The sequence below is a fragment of the Neobacillus novalis NBRC 102450 genome (assembly GCF_001591805.1).
Taxonomy (GTDB): Bacteria; Bacillota; Bacilli; order Bacillales; family Cytobacillaceae; genus Neobacillus; species Neobacillus novalis.
In genome coordinates this window covers 102,354-121,256 of sequence record NZ_BCVP01000004.1, presented here as the reverse complement: position 1 = coordinate 121,256, position 18,903 = coordinate 102,354, and the positions used below count along the sequence as shown (strand labels likewise).

Genomic DNA, 18,903 nt, shown 5'->3' with positions numbered 1-18,903 from the left:
TTAAAGCTGGTTACCTGTTAACTGCAGGAATAAGCGGCAAAGCTGGACTATTTTCCTTTCTTCAATCTCCGTCTCATCAAAGCTCATTGGCTTGGAATTGGCTTCATAAATATAATACTGACCGGCTTTGCTTACGCCTGCGTCTATTGAAAACTCGCCGAAAAAGCCAAATTGTTCCGATAATGCTTCGCCGACAAACGGGACAATGGTTTGAATGAACTGATCATGTTCAGTTGATTGTAAAAGCTCGTATGGAAGCAATCTCCCACCGGTGGGAATATGGGTGGTAATCCCTTGTTCCTGGGCCTGCCTAATCCCAACCCCTGTAAGCTTATAACCGTTATCCTCAGCATGAGCAAGAATGCGAAAATCAAAGCGGTTTCCCTCGTATTCAGCTGAATTGATTTCTTCCTGGGCCAAATAGTTTTTCTCAAGTAGCTTTTCGTTCCAATTTCCCCAAAAATGATCAAAGGATTTGTAGGATTCACTGTATTCAACCGCTTCAAGTTGAATTTCTGAAGGGCTCATCAGCCTGAGGCGGAAAATCCCTTTGCCCTTTGCTGATTGCCTAGGTTTTAAATAAATTGTTGTATGTTTTTTTAAAAAAGTGAACAAGTCCTTTTTACGCTGGACAAGGATGGTTTGTGGTAAAAAGTGTTGCAGTACCGTATGATTTTTCAATAACTCATAGAGCTCATACTTATCGATAAAACATGGATTAAAAAAAGGAATATGTTTCTCTTTTAACCTGGAAATCAAAGCTTGGAAGGGTTCATTTTGTTCCGATTTCCGAAATGGAATTCGGTTATAAACAAGGTCTGGATAAGGGAATTTTTCCTTTATCCAGCGATTTTTATCAAGTGAAAACGTGTAGCCAATAATAAAATTCTTTGTCGTTCCTTCAGGAGTAAAGACAAAGCTTACTCCATTTAATGAAATAAGCTTTTTTTGCAATTCGATAAAAAGCGGACCGTTGCCAGCAATGGCGCCATTTGCTTTCTGTGCTGTTAATATCCCAATCAGTGGGCCTGTTGAATTGTTTTTCATTTGAATAGTTCCTCAGGATGTAATAATGCTTGCTCTGTTAGGAAAACAGCAAAGGCAATTGATAATTTGCGCGTTAGGAAATCAACTTCCTTCAATTCGGGATGACTAAAAATTGACCTGCCCGGTTTGGAATTTGCTTCAAAGAGCCATACATCCCCGTTACGGTCGATGCCTAAATCAAAACCAATCTCGCCAATAATTCCTTCAATATTTCTGTCCAACGATTTACTAAGCTGAAGCGCAGCATTGGTTAGCTTTTCGGTATATAAATCAGATTCTTCCTTTGGAAAAATTTCTGCAATTGTTTTGATATCACCACCGCTTCGTGCATGGGTAGTTACACTTCCGTGACCGGCAATCTTAGCGGCAATCGCTGATACTTGCCATTTCCCATAGTCATCCTTATTCGTATGGACACGAAAATCAATCGAGCGAGTCTCGTTTCTAAGCAAGGAAATTCCCTGCTGCACTAACATTTTTTCTAGTGATAGCTGTGCAAATACAGATTGAAACAATCGTTCTAAACTGACAAACTTTCGTAAGCGATTAATATAAGCCTCGTCCTGATAGCGACAATAAAAACCGCCAGATTGTTTGTCAAAAATCACTTGGTGAATACCTAACCCAAGACTGCCGTTTCTTGGCTTAATAAAAATATGGCCATATTTAGCCAGCATCGTTTCCATGGTTGAAAAGGAGGTAAACGGCTGGGTATCCGGGAGGTAAGCAGTAACCGAAGCATCCTCCAGCAGGAGATCATAAATATCAAGCTTATTGAAAAAACCGGGATTGTACCACGGAATAAGATATTCCTTTTGTAATCGGTGCCTTACTTTCATCAATTTTGGGTTGCTCTCGCTTTTTCGATTGGGCAGACGGTCGTAAATCACATTTGGAAAAGGAACCTCAAAAGTTTCCCAAGACTGATTATGAAAAAAGTAACCTTCTATCGTTCCTTGCTCCCAATCTATATGCTGCTCTCCGAAGACAAATGCGAGAGCGCCGACTGTTTTATTAACAGATAGCAGTTTCGAAAAAAACAATGTACGTTCGCCGATTGGCTGCAAGGGAATGGACGTAAATCCTGCCGTGAAAATACCAACGAGCGGACCCATATAAAGAATTTGCTTTTCGATAAAGGCATGGAGCGGGATAGTGAAATCGGGAAACTGGATGGCCTTCTGAATTTTCCTGCTGATCACAATTCGGTCATTTTCATCAGGGTGCGGGAAAAAGTCAACAGCAATTGATTTTGAGCCAAAAGCGATACGCTTTATTTTTTTCCCCTGAAGAATATCCTTGGGACAGAACACAACCATTTGATTATTTTGAGCAACCTCAATGAGATAATGTTGTCTCATAATAGCTCTTCCTTTCATGCGGTGCCGTTTCGGAAAGGTATTTGCCATAAAGCAGCGGATTTAGATGGATTGATTCCTTTAAATCTGGTCGTGTTTGCAATAGAACCTTTCTTCCAGGTTTGGAATTGATATCAAGGACCCAAATCGATCCATTTTTGGCGATGCCAATATCTACCCCAATCTCAAATAATGGCATAAATTCTTTTTCAAGCAAGGGAGGCAGGCTGGTCAGAATGTATTCTAATTCCTGGCGGATATATTCCCCTTTTGCGGGTGGAAGTGAAGTCAGCCAATCTGTAAACGTGATGACGGTTCCACCTGCACTTAAGTTTGAGAGGAGACCCCCTGTGCTTCCAATCCGAATCCCTCTGCCAAGTTCTCCCCAGGCTCCATGTGCGCTTTTTTGCAACAGAACACGAATGTCAAAGGGCTGTAGTTCATTGTTATAAAGTTCCAGATAGGGCTGGAGCATAAATTCATGCTGTTTAATTAACGGTTTTAACCATTGAAGGAGTTTTGCCTCATTTGGGAAAATCCGCGAAATGATTTTCTTCTGTTTTTCTGTTTTGACATTAAAGGATTTGTCGTTTTTCTTCAAGTAATAAATACCGTAGCCTTGAGAACCATTTATTGGCTTTAAAATCATCTTTTTCTGCGCCGCTAATTCTTTTAGAATGATTCCAGTATCTGAAACGGATTGCGTATCAGGTAAATAGGAGGCTAAACCAGAGTTTCTTAACGTTTTATAGATCTCAAGTTTATTAGGTAATCCATAGCCTAAAAAGGTTATATCATTTCTGCTCTTCAACCATGAAACAATCGGCAGGCATTGTTTTGAATGTTCATCCTCTCCGTAAAAACAGCGGTCGTAAATGATGGCCGGGATTGGCCGTTCATTCTCCAGCCAGCAATTTGCCATTGAATCAAACTTTTTCCCTTTTACCTGAAGTGTATGCGGATTGATATCGGAGGGTAGGAAACGGAATACCTCCATTTTGCATGATTCAGCAAGGCTAGCCATTTCATTTATATAAGCATGTTCACTTTCCATATTCAACGTCATAATGCCAAATGTAATCATTATAATGTCACTCCTTTAATGGCTTGGTTTCAAAGCCAAGCTCGGTACAAAATTGTATAATCGCCTTTGCGGACGGTCTTATTTTTCCAACATCATCCTCGAAGTTTTTAGATGGTTTGGAATTCACCTCTATTATCCAAATCCTGCCATCATGGTCGACGCCGATGTCGATGCCAAGTTCTCCCGTTATTCCTGCTGAGTGGCTGCTAATAACCGAGGCCGTTTCAAGCGCCAATTCCTTCATCACTTCGAGTATGGCTATAGATTTCTTTTTGCCGAGACAACTACCTAAAGCCAGCAACGGTCGTGTAATGGTTCCGCCCCTAGCAATATTAGAAACAAACTCTCCATCAGCAGCAATTCTTGCCACGGTTGATGTAATATTCCAATGGTTAGTAAGACTCTTATGACATAAAACCCTAAAATCCATGGCACAAGCCTGATGTGTAACTAAATCAAGGCCCTGCTGAATAATATAAATCTGATTATGAAGGATTGGTTTTACCTTTTGATAAATTTCGTCTAGGGTACCTCCCTCCCCAACGTTATCAATCTGACTTGTTAACGAGGATTGAAAAGTGTAGTGGTTTTCCCTTTCCTTTTTCACTTTAATAATGTTCCTGCCTTGACTGCCATGAATTGGTTTAAGAAAAACAGTTTCGTATTTTTGAAGAAAATCATTCAGGTGTTCCTTTGAGAAGAGTTTCGTCTCGGGAATATAAGCCAGGAGCTGTCTCTCATTGCTTAACTGCTCATACACTTCCCATTTTGAAAGAAAACGGTCATTAAAAATCGGAATCATAAGCTGTTCCAGCCGTTTGCGGAACTGTTTATAGGACTCCTTTTGTTCAAGCCTTCTGGAATGGATGCGATTGTAAATCACATCAGGCAGGGGAAGCTCAAATGGTATCCATTTGCCGTCCACAAGGTAATAAGCTTCGTTTAAAAATTGGTCATAAGCAAAGACGTAAAAAAAACCACCCTGCTCCGTTATACCGTGATGAAGCTCCTCACAAAAGGAATGGATAGAACGAAAGTGGGGCTCTTCCTGTTTTTTTGAGGTGAAATTTGTAAGTAAACCGACCACTGGACCAAGCTTCAGTGTATGGTCATCTGCCAAGTACATGGCCTGAAACTTAAAGCATTGAAGCGGCAGACAAAAATCTATTATCATGTTCTCCGGCAAAATAATCTCGTTAGCAGCTAAATCTACCGTTTTTACGGTTGCAGTGATTGTTTTTTGCCCTAACGTAATGTTCAAATCCCGGATTTCTTTTATTTTTAAAAGGATAAACAATTGGTTGGACATTTGTACAATGAAGTTATTTCTATCTGTTGGTTTCCCGGGCACAATCTTAATTGGGGTTAAAGATAATGACATAATCACTCCTCATTTGTGTAAAAATGGGCATCCGCTGATAGTATCGTATGTGAAAATAATTTAGATGGTGATTTGAACATTCTCGCATTTAAACGAATAGTTTGTTATAGTTGTGAAGAATTACCAAAAAAGGAGTGAACCTAATGGCAGTTAATTTATATGATTCCGCCTATGCCTTAGAAACCGCGATCCGACAAAGTGAAGAGTATGAACAATTAAAGCAGGCATACAGTGAAGTGAATGCCGATCCGGCCTCAAAGCAAATGTTTGACGGGTTCCGGCAAATCCAAATGAATCTGCAGCAAAAACAAATGATGGGTCAGGATATTTCTGAACAAGAGATACAACAGGCACAGTCAACAGTAGCGCTCGTGCAGCAGAATCCGAAAATTGCCCATCTTATGCAGGCTGAACAACGGATGAGCATGATTATTGGTGAATTAAATAAAGTCATTATGAAACCATTAGAAGACCTATATGGACAAATGTAAGACTTCAAGCTAAGCCCTCGGTGCCAAACCGGGGTTTTTTTCGATAGTATGGTCATCTCCTCTGTTCTATAAATGAGTGAAAAGTCATAAAAGTGATATAAGGGTAATTTCACCAAGAACAGGGGGCAACATAATGATTTATCGCTTGCTTGCGTTAAATATTGATGGCACGCTTCTTCAAACCAATGGAAAAATCCATAAGTCAACAAAGGAAGCAATTGAATATGTACAGCAAAAAGGAATTTATGTAACGCTTGTAACATCGCGCAGCTTTCCTTCAGCAAAAAAGGTCGCTAAGGCATTAAAAATAAAGTCTCCGCTGGTCACCCATCAAGGCGCCTATATTGCTAGTACCGCGGAAAAACCGATTTATGTGAAAAGGATCAATGAAGATATTACCTATGATACAGTAAGTTTTTTAGAGGCATTTCCGTGCCAAATCCGCTTAGTTCACGAACAATTTTCATTAGCGAATAAGTTAAAGCTAAACAATCATTTGTTAGCAAAAACGGTGTTTACTTCCGGAGACCCAGCTTTCTATTCCCAGCAATTTGTTTCTTCACTAAGTGAATATTTACATGACCAGCCGGTTACACCTCCCAAGATTGAGGTTTATTTTGAAGATAAGAATGACTTAAAAGATGCAAAAAGTGCTCTAGGCAACATGTTTACTGAGATTGAAATCATCGAGCTTGATTCCTTACGTTTGGATATTGTCACTGCCGGTGTTTCAAAGTTAACTGGATTAACTTACCTCGGGAAGCAGCTTGGGATTCGTAGGAGTGAAATGGTTTATATTGGTGATGGTCTCGATGATATTCCCTTAATTGAAGCAGCAGGTCTTGGTGTTTCGATGTGGAACGCAAATTACGATGTGAAAAGAGCCTCGGATTGGGTAACCAGATCCAAAAATGAACATGGTGTCGCCTATATGGTAAAGGAACATTTCCGTAAACAACAGCCAATTGAGTTTTTAAGAAAGATGAATATCATAAAAAAATAAATTTTGAAGATATCAACGGCAGCTGCAGCCGTTGATATTTTAATGTAAAAATATACCATACCATTGACCTTGTTTTTACGATTCGGTACACTTAAGGAAGTTTACTATTGAAAGGTGATATCATTGCGAATTTCGATAATAGGGTTAGAGGATGAAAGATTTAATCGTCCGCTCCAGCTGATTGCTAATTTGTTTTTTGAAGAATCAAAGATTATAACCGGAAATGCGGAAGAAGCGGACATCCGGATAGAATTCCATTTACAAGTTCAGGAAAACATTTCTGTTTCAGCTGAATTAAAGGAAAACTTCGATAAAATATTTGCCGCTGAATATCAAAGGGAAATGCTCCCGACCGGTTCAGAAAAGGAAAGATTCAAACAAATAAAAAATGCTGTTGCCCACGTCTATTTAACCGTCCTGCAGGATTTGACAGGCATTACGCAAAAGTGGGGCATTCTTACTGGGGTCAGACCAACGAAATTGCTTCACCGGAAAGTCCAGGAAGGTATTCCAATAGATGCTGCCCATCAGCAATTAAAGGCTGATTATTTAATCACAGATGAAAAGATTGAGTTGATGCAGCAAATTGTCAACCGCCAGCTCAGCGTTATCCCTGATCTATATTCCCTGCAAAAAGAAGTCAGTATTTATATTGGGATACCCTTTTGTCCGACGAAATGTGCGTATTGTACTTTTCCTGCTTACGCAATTAACGGGCGCCAAGGCTCGGTGGATTCCTTCCTTGGAGGCCTTCATTATGAAATGAAGAAAATCGGTGCCTGGCTGAAGGAAAAAGGTGTCCGGATTACAACGGTCTATTATGGTGGTGGAACCCCGACCAGCATAACGGCTGAAGAGATGGATATGCTTTATGAAGAAATGTACATGTCTTTTCCTGATGTTGAAAACATCCGTGAAATTACCGTTGAAGCAGGGCGTCCTGATACGATAACCCCTGAGAAATTAGAAGTTTTGAAAAAGTGGAATATCGACCGGATCAGTATTAATCCACAATCGTATACGCAAGAAACGTTAAAAGCGATTGGCAGGCATCATACGGTTACCGAAACGATTGAAAAGTATCACTTGGCCCGCGCAAGCGGCATGAACAATATCAATATGGACTTAATTATTGGCTTGCCTGGTGAGGGTGTCCCTGAATTTACACATTCCTTAGCTGAAACGGAAAAGCTGATGCCTGAATCCTTGACGGTTCATACTTTATCGTTCAAGCGGGCATCGGAAATGACCAAGAACAAGGAAAAATACAAAGTGGCCGACCGGGATGAAGTTGAAAAAATGATGGAGCTTGCTGAGGTCTGGACGGCGGATCATGGCTATGTGCCATATTACCTTTACCGGCAAAAGAACATTCTTGGTAATCTTGAGAATGTCGGCTACTCGCTGCCGAATCAAGAAAGTATCTATAATATTATGATTATGGAAGAACAGCAGACAATTATCGGTCTCGGCTGCGGGGCAGCAAGCAAGTTTATTGATCCGGTTACCGGAAAAATTACTCACTTTGCTAATCCAAAGGACCCGAAAACCTATAATGACAGCTTTGAAGCTTATACCGAAGAAAAAATGCAAATATTAAACGAGTTATTCTCGGAAAAAAATTCTCCTGCCTGAATTATGGCAGGATTTTTTCATATAATTCGTTCTTAATAAAGGGCTTTTCCGGATGGGTGTCGAATTATTATATGGATTGTCTCATTTGGGGCAATAAATGCTTTCATTAATGGAGGGGAATATAGCTATGATGCAAACGCCTTTAACGATGACGCAAATGATTGAAAGAGCTGAAAAGTATTTTCCAAAGAAACAGGTAGTATCAAGAACGGCAAGCGGCATTCAGCGATTCACCTACAAACAAATTGCCGAAAGAACGAGAAGACTGGCGGACAGTCTGACAAAATTAGGGGTTACAAAAAGCGATAGGGTAGGAACATTAGCGTGGAATCATCACCGTCACTTAGAAGCCTATTTTGCTATCCCTTGTATGGGTGCCGTACTGCACACAGTTAACATCCGACTATCACCTCAGCATATTTCCTACATTATCAATCACGCAGAAGACAAGGTGCTCCTTGTTGACCCTGACATCGTGCCACTCCTTGAAAGCTGTGCAGCTGAATTAAAAACAGTTAAGGCATATATCATTATGACCGATGAAAAAGATCTCCCGGAAACAACACTCTCCCCAGTCTATCATTATGAAAAACTATTAGCTGAAGCAAATCCGGACTATCACTATCTGGAAAATCTGAATGAAAATGATCCGGCAGGTATGTGCTATACATCGGCAACCACTGGAAATCCAAAGGGCGTTGTTTATTCCCACCGCGGGATTGTTCTCCACAGTATGGCACTTGGCCTTGCGGATAGTGCCGCATTAAGCGAAAAAGATATTGCGCTTCCAGTTGTGCCGATGTTCCATGCCAATGCATGGGGAATGCCATTTTCCGCCGTCTGGTTTGGAACCTCTCTAGTCCTGCCGGGGCCCTATTTTACACCAAAGTTGCTTGCAGAGCTGATTGAGCAGGAAAGCGTTACCGTAACGGCTGGAGTCCCGACCATCTGGCTCGGCTTGTTAAAGGAACTTGATGAAGGCTCCTATGACCTGAGTAGCTTAAGAGGGGTATTATGCGGCGGCTCTGCAGCACCGAAAGGGATGATTAAGGCATTTGAACAACGTCATAACATTCCATTCATGCATGCGTATGGCATGACGGAGACCAGTCCGCTCGTAGTCATTTCCACTCTAAAAAGCTACCAAGAAGAATTGGATTACGAGGAAAGATTAGAATTAAGGGCAAAGCAAGGAACCCTTGTCCCGGGATTAGAAATCAAAATCCTCGGAAAAGACGGTGAGGTTGCCTGGGATGGCAAAGAAATGGGCGAATTGTGCATTCGCGGCCCGTGGATTGCCTCTGAATATTATAAAGATGAACGGACCCAAGACGCCTTCCACGATGGCTGGCTCCACACCGGCGATGTTGTCACGATTGACGATGAAGGGTTTGTGAAAATAGTTGACCGGACAAAAGATTTAATTAAGAGCGGCGGCGAATGGATTTCTTCGGTTGATTTAGAAAATGCATTAATGGCACATGAAGCCGTTTTTGAAGCGGCGGTTGTGGCTGTTCCTCATGAACAATGGCAGGAGCGTCCAGTTGCCTGTGTGGTATTAAAAGAAGCGTATAAAGGAAAAACAATGAAGGAAGAGCTAATAGAATTCTTAAAACCACAGTTCGCTAAATGGTGGATACCAGATGATATCTTGTTCCTGGATGAAATTCCGAAGACTTCCGTAGGGAAATTTCTGAAGATGAAATTAAGGGATCAAGTGCAAAAAGAAGCACTAAGAAAAGGTTAGGAAATGGGGGCAAAGGGCTTTAAGTCTTTGGCCCTATTTCAATGGGAGGTAAAATTCATTATATTTGGAAAAATGTTTTTATTCCATTCAATCCCATTATATAATGGAATTGAATGAAGAAAATGGGGGGAGATTGTCGTGTCAATCAATTTTGTAACCGATAAGGTGAATTTGAAAGTAGATGGCCGTGTTGCAACAGTAGAGATGAACAGGCCGGAAGCTTTAAACGCAATGGATACAGATGTGATAAGGGGTCTTGTCTGTAAGCTAAAAGAAATTGGTGATTCTGACGATTTTGATATTGTTGTGTTGACTGGTAAAGGAAATGCCTTTTCGGCAGGCGGGGATATTAAAACGATGCTTTCAAACATGAATGAGAGCGATTTCTTTCCAGTGATGGACTGTATTAGTGAATTGATTATTACACTTTACAGCATTCCGAAACTAACAATCAGCGCCATCTCAGGTGCCGCGGCAGGATTGGGATTCAGTTTAGCATTAGCAACAGACTATATCATTGCTGACAAAACAAGCAAACTGGCAATGAATTTTATCGGCATCGGTCTGATTCCTGATGGTGGAGCCCATTTCTTTTTGGAAAAAAGAGTTGGTGAAACAAAAGCAAAGCAAATTATCTGGGATGGAAAAATGATGGGTGCCGAAGAAGCACTAAAGCTGGGGCTTATTCAGGAAGTAGCTGAAGATGTTATTCAAGAGTCGTTAGATGCAAGATTAACGGATTGGTTAAGCCGCCCTGTGCAGGCAATGATTAAAACGAAAAAAATAATGGCAGAAAAAAACCGCCCACAATTGCTGAAAATATTAGAATTAGAAAAATACGGTCAGCAAAAAATGCGGGAAACCCTTGATCATCAAGAAGGCATCAAGGCATTCATCGAAAAAAGAAAACCGAAATTCATCGGAAAATAAAACAACGAAGCCAATCGGCTTCGCTGTTTTTATGAATGAAAAAGCAGCAGTTTCCCGCTTGGTGAGGTGCAGCGGTGTGTATGCTCAAATAAGTTTTTCTCTGATAATAGTTTTTCCCCTAGCTTCTTCGCGGAATCATCATTTTCAGCTTGGAAGCTTTCGTCTAAAATCTTTTCACCATTCGCTTCAAAGGCAGTTAATTTATATGTTTTCATTTCAATATCCCCTTTATCAAAAGCATATTACTGCTATTTTCACATAATTCGTCCAATTGCGCAAAAGAAATTGAAACCATTATACGTTATACTCGTATTAATGTAAGAGAGGAGTGTGTGAAATGGTTCTTAAACTTGAACATGTCACAAAACGGTTTGGGAAATTTACCGCCGTAGATGATTTATCGTTAGAGATTCCTGAAAAAGAAATGTTTGGCTTTTTAGGGGCAAATGGTGCCGGGAAAACAACAACATTTCGAATGATTTTAGGCTTGCTTGATTCGAGTGGAGGACAGATTACCTGGGACGGAAAGCCAATCAATTATTCCACCAGCCATTTGGTCGGCTATCTTCCCGAGGAAAGAGGCTTGTACCCGAAGCTAAAAGTTCGTGATCAAATCGTCTATTTAGCGAGATTAAGAGGGATGACGAAAAGCAAGGCACTGATTGAATTGAAATCTTGGCTTGAGCGCTTTAAGATCCCAGAGTATGAGAATAAAAAGGTGGAAGAGCTTTCAAAGGGAAACCAACAGAAAATCCAATTCATTGCCGCGGTTGTACATAAGCCCAAATTATTAATCCTTGATGAGCCATTTAGCGGGCTAGACCCGATAAACGTTGAAATGCTAAAGGAAGCCGTATTAGCTTTGAAAGAAGATGGAGCGACCATCGTGTTTTCGAGTCACCAAATGCACCATGTGGAAGAAATGTGTGAACATCTTTGCATCATGCATAAAGGAAGTCCGGTTGTGCACGGCGGATTAAAGGAAATCAAGCGCTCATTTGGTAAAAAGAATCTCGTCATCCATGCAGATTTTCCATTAGAATCATTGGAGAATTATCCTGGTGTAGTCAAGGCGAAAACGACAATGGAAGGAATTCAACTTCAGATTGAAGGAGAATATATTGCCGAAAAGATCCTGAAAGAGATTGTCGGTAAAGGATTTATCAGAAAATTCTCCCTTGAAGAGCCTTCTTTAAATGATATTTTTATCGAGAAAGTAGGTAATTCTTATGAATAGTTTCTGGATTATCTTGTTTCATACTTATTTAAATAAACTGAAAAGTAAATCGTTTATTATCACAACCATTATTACGGTGGTAATTGTATTAGCCCTGACAAACATTAATAATATAATCGATATGTTTGATAAAAATGGCGGGAAAGACAAGGTGGCCGTACTAGATGAATCAGGCCAGCTTTATGAGCCTTTTAAGAAGCAGGTTAACACCATTAACAAAGATATTAACCTTACACTTTACCAAGGCAGTGAAAAAGAGGCGGAAAAAGCAGTAGAAAAAGGCGATTTTAAAGGGGTCATTCAATTACGGTATAATAACGAGAAATTACCGGAGGCAACCTTTAAAGCCATGGGTATCGCAGATTCCGCCCTGTTTACAGACCTGCAAACAGGGTTGCAGCAATTGAAAACGATGCTGGCCGCTTCGCAAATCAATTTAGCGCCTGCACAGCTGCAAAAGCTTTATGAACCGGTTTCGTTTGAAAAATTTGCCCTTGAGAAAAATGCAAAGACGGAAGAAGAACTTAATCAAGCTAGAGGTCTTGTCTATGTCTTGCTGTTTATCATTTATTTTTCCGTCATAATGTACGCTACGATGATTGCAATGGAAGTGGCGACGGAAAAGTCTTCACGGGTAATGGAAATATTAATCTCGAGTGTCTCACCGATTAAGCAAATGTTTGCCAAAATAATTGGGATAGGACTTTTAAGTCTAACCCAATTAGCTGCGTTTCTAATCGTAGGTTACATCTCGTTAACAAACAATTTAGAGTCAGTAAAAGAAGGCTTTTTTGGCGTATATGGATTCAGCGATATTCCGATCGGAACAATTGTCTATGCGGTGATTTTCTTTATTCTAGGCTATTTTCTTTATGCAACGCTTGCTGCCTTTTTGGGCTCGCTTGTCAGTCGGATTGAAGATGTGCAGCAAATGATTACCCCGATGACGTTCCTTGTGGTTGGCGGATTTATGATTGCCATGTTTGGTCTTGGGAAACCAGATGCAGCCTTTATTACCATCACCTCGTATATTCCTTTCTTCACACCGATGATTATGTTTTTGCGTGTGGGCATGTTGACACTCCCTGCTTGGGAAGCAATTTTAGGGATTGCCATCCTTTTAGCAACGATTATAGCTTTAGCCATATTCGGTGCTCGTGTCTACCGAGGCGGTGTTTTAATGTACGGGAAGTCCAACTCCTTTAAAGATATTAAAAAAGCGTTGCAATTAACTAAGAACGAGTAATACTTTATTGGGCTTCACTATTTTTAGTGGGGCTCTTTATTATTTTAAAAAGAGAACGTGCATTCGTTTTTCGGAAGTGCTACAATGGAGAAAAGACGATGAAAGGAATTTTTTATGAAAAAAATTTCGTTTATACATGCAGCGGACCTGCATTTGGACAGTCCAATGGTCGGATTAAGTCATTTGCCATCAAGCATCTTTACAAGAGTGAAAGAAAGCACCTTTACCGCATTTAGAAAACTTACGGAGGAAGCAATTGACCAACAAGTTGACTTTGTTATTTTAGCAGGTGATTTATTTGATGGAGAGGACCGCAGCTTACGCGCGCAATCACGCTTTCGGACGGAAATGCTGAAGCTGGCAGAAAAGGAAATCCCCGTTTATATCATCTTTGGTAATCACGATCATTTAAACGGTTCATGGGTCCATCTTGAAATGCCCCCGAATGTTCATGTTTTTCAAAGTGAGGTAGAAGCAAAGGTTCTGCAGACGAAGAGCGGCGAAATCGTTCATCTTTACGGCTTCAGCTATCCGACTCGGCATGTATTTGCTAGAAAAATAGATGATTATATGAAGAATTCAGGGGCTGATTTTCATATTGGCATCCTTCACGGCAATGAAAGTTCGGGGACGGAGCATGATAACTATGCCCCCTTTTCTGTTAGCGATCTACAGGAAAAAGATTATGATTATTGGGCCTTAGGCCATATCCATAAACGAGTAGTCTTGTCTGAAACCCCTCCAATTATTTATCCAGGCAATATTCAAGGTCGAAATAAGAAGGAAACTGGCAGTAAAGGGTTTTATCATGTCACGTTAACTGAACTTGAAGCAAAAAAAGACTTTGTAGAAACGTCAGATATCGTTTGGGAAAAAGTTGATGTTGATGCCGCTTCAGCTAGTAGTTTTCACGATGTTCTTCAATTATGTCAATCTACCATTGCACATTTTAGAAGGGACAAAACAGGAACACTATTAACACTTTTATTGAAAAATATACAATTGGAAGATGACCAAGAAAAAAGAAGCTTGAATAGTGAGCTTTTAGATCTCTTGTTAGAAGAGGAAAAAGAGGAAGAGTCATTTGTATGGGTAGTGGATTTAACCATCACGGAAAGTCAGCAAATTGACAAAGAGAAATTGAAAATGGAGGCAAATTTTTATGCGGAGCTTTTTGAAACCATAGATCATTTTGATGATGTAGATAACAGCTTGGCTCCTTTGTATGAGCACCAACTTGGGAGAAAATATTTATCTCATTTACTTGTGACAGAGCAGGAAGAGCTAATTGAAAAAGCGGAGAAATTGCTAATTGAATTACTTTATCAATCTTAAAAGAAAGGAGCAGAGGCCAATTGAAAATTCTTGAGATGCACATATACGGCTACGGCCAATTAGAGAATATAAAAATTACGAACCTTGCCGATTTTCAAGTGTTCTTTGGCGAAAACGAGGCTGGCAAGTCCACAATTATGGCCTTTATCCATGGCATATTATTCGGTTTTCCAACTAGACTGCAATCTGAGCTCCGCTATGAGCCAAAACATGGCAGCAAATATGGCGGAAAAATCAGAATTCATCATGAAGAGCGCGGTTACGCTGTTATCGAGCGTGTTAAAGGGAAAGCGGCAGGCGATGTTAAGGTAGTTATGGACAATGGAATTATTGGCGGCGAGGAACTGCTTAAGGAATTAGTAGCGAACTTTGATAAAAGCTTATTCCAGGCGATTTTTTCCTTTAATTTAAATGGACTACAAAACATCCATCAAATGAAAGGCGAAGATATTGGTAAATTCCTGTTTTCTGCGGGAACATTAGGAACAGAACGGTTGTCAAAAACCGAAACGGTCCTCCAGAAAGAGCTGGATTCCCGCTTCAAGCCTTCAGGAAAGAAACCACTATTGAATGAAAAATTACAAGCCCTTCATGAACTAAATGGAGAATTGAAAAAAGCAGCAGCAAAAAATAATGAATATGAAAACCTGATTGAAAAAGGAGAAAGCCTCCAGCAGGAAATGATAGCGATAAACAGGCTGCTTGAAGAAATTGGGGAAAAGGTCGAAAAACTAAATGAATGGAAAAGAATAGAATCGTTCGTAAGAGAAGAAAAATGGACAAGGAAAGAGCTTGACGAGCTGGGAGATTTCGAGTTCCCTGCACGCGGGATTGAAAGACTCGAAAAAATAAATCAGCTCATTCATCCGTATAATGCCGAGATCATCAGCATCTCCACAAGGATTGAAAACTTGAAAAAAGAATTAGCTGCGCTTCAGCCGGAGGAAGATTTCCTTGAAAACGAGCCCGCAATCGTAACACTACTTGATCAAGTTCCACTTTATGAACAAATGAAGCTTGAGAAGCAGCAATGCGAAACAAAACTAGTAGAGTTTGAAGAAAAGCTGTCCGTTACAAAAGAGAAGCTTCATCTACCACTAAATGAAGAAGATATCTTTGAAATTAATACAAATATTTATATGAAAAGTCAGGTAGAAATGGCTGCTAGGAAAAGACAAAAACTAGTTGAAGTAAAGGAAGAGTTAGAGGAGCGTTATCTTGAAGAAAAAAACCTGTTAGAAGAAGTGGAAAAGGGGGTTCGGGCGGCAGAGAGCCGAATTCTTGCTAAGCAGGATCGGTTACTGCTTGAGGAAGAAGTAAGTTACGGAAATGATAAGAAGGGCTTAGAAGGGGAATTAAAGGCCTTACAAGACAAAATTGAATTCTATCAACGGGCAAATGAACGGGACAAAGCCTCAAGGGCAAGCATTAATAAGCAAAAGAAGGTTCAGTTTTTTCTCTTTGAGTTGATATTAGTTGGGCTGACATTGTACGGCATACTAACAAAGCATTGGGCTGTGTTATTTTTAGGAGCTTTGGGCTTTATCGTCATTGCCATTTTTATGACGAAAAGCACGAAGCAGCCGATAGAAGAGGAAATGAATCAAACGCTTGCTGATCTGAGGGAACAAGAAAAGCAGTTAATCCAAAAACTCCAAGCAGCTGAATATAAGGATATCACAAAGCTTGAGGAACAATTAAAGCTCGATAATTACCGGAGGGAAGAGCTGAAAATCTTAAAAATCAAGCTTAAACAGCAGCAATCCCAATATGAAAAGGTCATTGCAAAATTTGAAGAATGGGAATTGGAGTCGGTTCAAAATAAAGAAAAGCTGTTATCCATAAGCAGTGAATTAAAGATACCTGAATATTTCGCTACAACCTTTTTGCTAGAGGCATTTGAACTGATTGAACAATATAAATCCGCTTGCAGGGAGAAAAAGCAATTACTTTCAAGGCTGGCGCAAATTAACCAGCAGCAAAACAAATTAGTGGAAGATCTTAATCACTATGAGAATCGCTTTTTACCAGAAAGAGGCTTAGATTTACAAAATTCCGCTTATTTATTGCGAAACAAGCTTAAAGAAGAGCATGAAAAGCAAATAAAGTGTCAAGAGAGACGGACAAAGCTTACCGACCTCGAAGCAGATTTAAAGCAAAAGTCACAAGAGCTAGATCATCTACAGTCAGAATATAACAAGCTATTAAATTCTGCAAAGGTGGAAACTGAGCAGCAATTCTATGAACTTGGTGTAATAGCTGAAAAGCGAGGTAAGCTTCTCGAAAGACTTGAAAACATCGAAAGTCAGCTTGCGTATTCGATACTTACCAAACAGGTTAGGGAAACATTTTTGCCCATTCATAATAGCGATCAATTAATAACTGAATGCCATCACGAAGCCCAATATTTACAATCAAAATTAAAAAAGCTCCAGGAGGAACAAGCATCAATTAAGTATGAAATTCAACTACTTGAAGATGGCGGTATTTATTCAGATATCCTTCATCACTACAAGCAGAAAAAATTTGAATTAGAAAAAGCAGCGAAAGAGTGGTCTGTTTATTGCTTAGCTCAGGAGATCTTGTCGAGTACGATTGAAAAATATAAAAGTGTCCATTTACCTAGGATGCTTGCAAAAGCGGAAGAATACATGTCATTTCTTACAAATGGCAGCTATCAAAGAATTCACCTTCAAAAGACTGGCCCTGGTTTCTTGATTGAACGCGAGGACCATACCCTATTTGAAGCGAATGAGCTAAGCCAAGCAACGACAGAACAGTTATATGTATCAATCCGTCTGGCCTTGGCGGCCACGCTTTATGAAAACTATCAGTTTCCAATTATTATCGATGATAGCTTTGTCAATTTTGATGCGAAAAGAACGCAAAAAGTGATTGAACTACTTAAAAAGATGAAGCGGAATCAAATCTTATTTTTCACTTGTCATGCACACTTACTTCAGCTTTTCCAGAGGGAAAATATTTTTTCATTAGAAAAGGGTGAGGTTCAGATAATTTCATAGAGTGTTAGTAGGATATGTTATACTCTTACTATGGGAAGGAGCGTGAATAGGTTGGGCAAAGGAATTTTAACTTATGATATAGGAGCACAGGTTGAATTATTTCTTCTAATAAAAAGTTCAACAAAAGGGACTGCGAGTAACGGAAAGCCGTTTTTGACGTTAATTCTGCAAGATCAAAGTGGTGAAATTGAGGCAAAACTCTGGGATGCGGGTGAAGAAGACGAAAAGAATTATGCAGCCCAGAATATTGTCAAAATAGTTGGGGATGTGCAAAGTTATCGCGGGAAAAGTCAGTTGAAAATTCGCCAAATACGGAGAACTGGACCTGCCGATGGTGTGAAGCTCGACGATTTCCTTGAGACTGCACCAATAAGCCAGGAAGAAATGGTCAGTAAGCTAACCCAGTATATTTTTGAAATGAAGAATCCTAACATCCAAAGGATTACCCGCCATTTAATTAAGAAACATCAAAAGGCCTTTTTGGAATATCCGGCAGCAACTAAAAATCATCATGAATTTGTTTCTGGGCTTGCTTATCACGTTGTGAGCATGCTTGATTTGGCCAAGGCGATTGCTTCCTTATATCCTAGCCTTGATAAGGACTTGCTATATGCCGGAGTTATTTTGCATGATATGGGTAAGGTAACGGAGTTATCGGGACCGATTTCAACGGTATATACGATTGAAGGGAATTTGCTCGGACATATTACCATTATGATTAATGAAATCGGCAAAGCTGCTGAAGAACTTGGCATTTCTGGGGAAGAGGTACTTATTCTCCAGCATCTTGTCCTTAGTCACCATGGAAAGGCTGAATGGGGAAGTCCGAAACCGCCACTGATAAAAGAGGCAGAAATTCTTCATTATATCGATAATCTAGATGCGAAAATGAACATGCTCGACCGTGCATTAGAAAGAGTGAAACCTGGTGAGTTTTCCGAGCGGATTTTTGCATTGGATAACCGTTCATTTTATAAGCCTGTTTTTTAAAGAAAACTCGCCGTTAGGCGAAGACAGAGGCGTAGTTGCACTTATGCCTAATAGGAAAGTTATACTTTCCTATCGGCAATAAATAACCCTAAATGGGTTATTTTTTTTATCAGAAAAGAATATTTTTGTGATAGCCGAATAAGTTGTAATAAAAAGTGGACAACCACTGTTGAAGGGAGCAAGAGAAATTGACTATACCAATTTGGATTTATGCAGTTGTGGTTGGAATTGCTGTAAGTGCACTAATGGCAATCAAAACAGGCAGAGAAGAGCGGCAGTTAGAGCTTGAAAACATTGAACAAGAAGGGGAAATCTATATTAAACGCTTGGAGCAAGAAAAGGAAATGCGCCGGGAAGGAGAAGAATAAAAAAAGGAGGGACTCTTTAGCGCAGAGT

Annotated in this window: 16 protein-coding genes; 11 read left to right on the top strand and 5 right to left on the bottom strand. The window is 40.0% G+C overall.

Annotated elements, in window-relative coordinates; genetic code table 11:
• The 4 genes from BANVL01_RS02845 to BANVL01_RS02830 are packed head-to-tail and all read right to left on the bottom strand — an operon-like array spanning position 1 to position 4,870.
• On the bottom strand, positions 1–1,047 hold the full coding sequence (locus BANVL01_RS02845; RefSeq protein WP_066084097.1) for a YheC/YheD family endospore coat-associated protein: 1,047 nt from the start codon (positions 1,045–1,047) through the stop codon (positions 1–3).
• Positions 1,044–2,408, bottom strand: coding sequence for a YheC/YheD family endospore coat-associated protein (locus BANVL01_RS02840; protein WP_066084099.1), 1,365 nt, complete (start codon positions 2,406–2,408; stop codon positions 1,044–1,046). Before BANVL01_RS02840 ends, BANVL01_RS02845 begins: the two co-directional genes overlap by 4 nt.
• Complete coding sequence (locus BANVL01_RS02835; RefSeq protein ID WP_066084102.1) at positions 2,386–3,489, bottom strand: YheC/YheD family endospore coat-associated protein; 1,104 nt, start codon at positions 3,487–3,489, stop codon at positions 2,386–2,388. Before BANVL01_RS02835 ends, BANVL01_RS02840 begins: the two co-directional genes overlap by 23 nt.
• A 7-nt stretch (positions 3,490–3,496) precedes the next feature.
• Positions 3,497–4,870, bottom strand: coding sequence for a YheC/YheD family endospore coat-associated protein (locus tag BANVL01_RS02830; protein ID WP_066084105.1), 1,374 nt, complete (start codon positions 4,868–4,870; stop codon positions 3,497–3,499).
• A gap of 143 nt (positions 4,871–5,013) precedes the next feature.
• Here BANVL01_RS02830 and BANVL01_RS02825 point away from each other — a divergent pair, with 143 nt between their 5' ends.
• The 5 genes from BANVL01_RS02825 (at position 5,014) to BANVL01_RS02805 (ending at position 10,676) form a co-directional block, all read left to right on the top strand.
• Positions 5,014–5,361 carry a YlbF/YmcA family competence regulator gene (locus BANVL01_RS02825; RefSeq protein ID WP_066084108.1) on the top strand — a complete coding sequence of 116 codons (348 nt, stop codon included), beginning with the start codon at positions 5,014–5,016 and terminating at the stop codon, positions 5,359–5,361.
• Positions 5,362–5,494: 133 nt separating this feature from the next.
• Complete coding sequence (locus tag BANVL01_RS02820) at positions 5,495–6,364, top strand: Cof-type HAD-IIB family hydrolase (protein WP_066084111.1); 870 nt, start codon at positions 5,495–5,497, stop codon at positions 6,362–6,364.
• A gap of 123 nt (positions 6,365–6,487) precedes the next feature.
• On the top strand, positions 6,488–7,999 hold the full coding sequence (locus BANVL01_RS02815) for a coproporphyrinogen III oxidase (RefSeq protein WP_066084112.1): 1,512 nt from the start codon (positions 6,488–6,490) through the stop codon (positions 7,997–7,999).
• A gap of 127 nt (positions 8,000–8,126) precedes the next feature.
• The gene (locus BANVL01_RS02810; RefSeq protein WP_066084113.1) at positions 8,127–9,746 is read left to right on the top strand and encodes a long-chain fatty acid--CoA ligase; all 1,620 of its coding nucleotides are present in this window, start codon (positions 8,127–8,129) and stop codon (positions 9,744–9,746) included.
• Between the two features lie 138 nt (positions 9,747–9,884).
• Complete coding sequence (locus BANVL01_RS02805; protein WP_066084116.1) at positions 9,885–10,676, top strand: enoyl-CoA hydratase; 792 nt, start codon at positions 9,885–9,887, stop codon at positions 10,674–10,676.
• Between the two features lie 29 nt (positions 10,677–10,705).
• Here BANVL01_RS02805 and BANVL01_RS02800 read toward each other — a convergent pair whose 3' ends face one another.
• Positions 10,706–10,891 carry a YhzD family protein gene (locus BANVL01_RS02800; protein ID WP_066084117.1) on the bottom strand — a complete coding sequence of 62 codons (186 nt, stop codon included), beginning with the start codon at positions 10,889–10,891 and terminating at the stop codon, positions 10,706–10,708.
• A 122-nt stretch (positions 10,892–11,013) separates the two neighbouring features.
• Between BANVL01_RS02800 and BANVL01_RS02795 the strand changes: the two genes are divergently transcribed.
• The 6 genes from BANVL01_RS02795 (at position 11,014) to BANVL01_RS02770 (ending at position 18,875) form a co-directional block, all read left to right on the top strand.
• Positions 11,014–11,913, top strand: coding sequence for an ABC transporter ATP-binding protein (locus BANVL01_RS02795; RefSeq protein WP_066084120.1), 900 nt, complete (start codon positions 11,014–11,016; stop codon positions 11,911–11,913).
• Positions 11,906–13,159, top strand: a complete 1,254-nt coding sequence (locus tag BANVL01_RS02790) for an ABC transporter permease (protein WP_066084123.1) — start codon at positions 11,906–11,908, stop codon at positions 13,157–13,159. The genes BANVL01_RS02795 and BANVL01_RS02790 overlap by 8 nt, the downstream gene beginning before the upstream one ends.
• Before the next feature lie 114 nt (positions 13,160–13,273).
• The gene (locus BANVL01_RS02785) at positions 13,274–14,494 is read left to right on the top strand and encodes a metallophosphoesterase family protein (RefSeq protein ID WP_066084128.1); all 1,221 of its coding nucleotides are present in this window, start codon (positions 13,274–13,276) and stop codon (positions 14,492–14,494) included.
• A gap of 20 nt (positions 14,495–14,514) precedes the next feature.
• Positions 14,515–17,517, top strand: coding sequence for an AAA family ATPase (locus BANVL01_RS02780; protein WP_066084131.1), 3,003 nt, complete (start codon positions 14,515–14,517; stop codon positions 17,515–17,517).
• A 51-nt stretch (positions 17,518–17,568) separates the two neighbouring features.
• Positions 17,569–18,507 (top strand): 3'-5' exoribonuclease YhaM, encoded by a 939-nt coding sequence (yhaM, locus tag BANVL01_RS02775; RefSeq protein WP_066084134.1) that lies wholly within the window; start codon positions 17,569–17,571, stop codon positions 18,505–18,507.
• A gap of 188 nt (positions 18,508–18,695) precedes the next feature.
• On the top strand, positions 18,696–18,875 hold the full coding sequence (locus BANVL01_RS02770; RefSeq protein WP_066084139.1) for a sporulation YhaL family protein: 180 nt from the start codon (positions 18,696–18,698) through the stop codon (positions 18,873–18,875).
• The last annotated feature ends 28 nt before the right edge of the window (positions 18,876–18,903 follow it).

Bases quoted from the DNA above. Each gene is read 5' to 3' on its own strand.
- BANVL01_RS02825 (WP_066084108.1), top strand. From the start codon at position 5,014: ATGGCAGTTAATTTATATGATTCCGCCTATGCCTTAGAAACCGCGATC.
- BANVL01_RS02790 (WP_066084123.1), top strand. From the start codon at position 11,906: ATGAATAGTTTCTGGATTATCTTGTTTCATACTTATTTAAATAAACTG.
- BANVL01_RS02835 (WP_066084102.1), bottom strand. From the start codon at position 3,489: ATGATTACATTTGGCATTATGACGTTGAATATGGAAAGTGAACATGCT.
- BANVL01_RS02795 (WP_066084120.1), top strand. From the start codon at position 11,014: ATGGTTCTTAAACTTGAACATGTCACAAAACGGTTTGGGAAATTTACC.
- BANVL01_RS02840 (WP_066084099.1), bottom strand. From the start codon at position 2,408: ATGAGACAACATTATCTCATTGAGGTTGCTCAAAATAATCAAATGGTT.
- BANVL01_RS02845 (WP_066084097.1), bottom strand. From the start codon at position 1,047: ATGAAAAACAATTCAACAGGCCCACTGATTGGGATATTAACAGCACAG.
- BANVL01_RS02830 (WP_066084105.1), bottom strand. From the start codon at position 4,870: ATGTCATTATCTTTAACCCCAATTAAGATTGTGCCCGGGAAACCAACA.
- BANVL01_RS02800 (WP_066084117.1), bottom strand. From the start codon at position 10,891: ATGAAAACATATAAATTAACTGCCTTTGAAGCGAATGGTGAAAAGATT.
- BANVL01_RS02810 (WP_066084113.1), top strand. From the start codon at position 8,127: ATGATGCAAACGCCTTTAACGATGACGCAAATGATTGAAAGAGCTGAA.
- BANVL01_RS02785 (WP_066084128.1), top strand. From the start codon at position 13,274: ATGAAAAAAATTTCGTTTATACATGCAGCGGACCTGCATTTGGACAGT.
- BANVL01_RS02820 (WP_066084111.1), top strand. From the start codon at position 5,495: ATGATTTATCGCTTGCTTGCGTTAAATATTGATGGCACGCTTCTTCAA.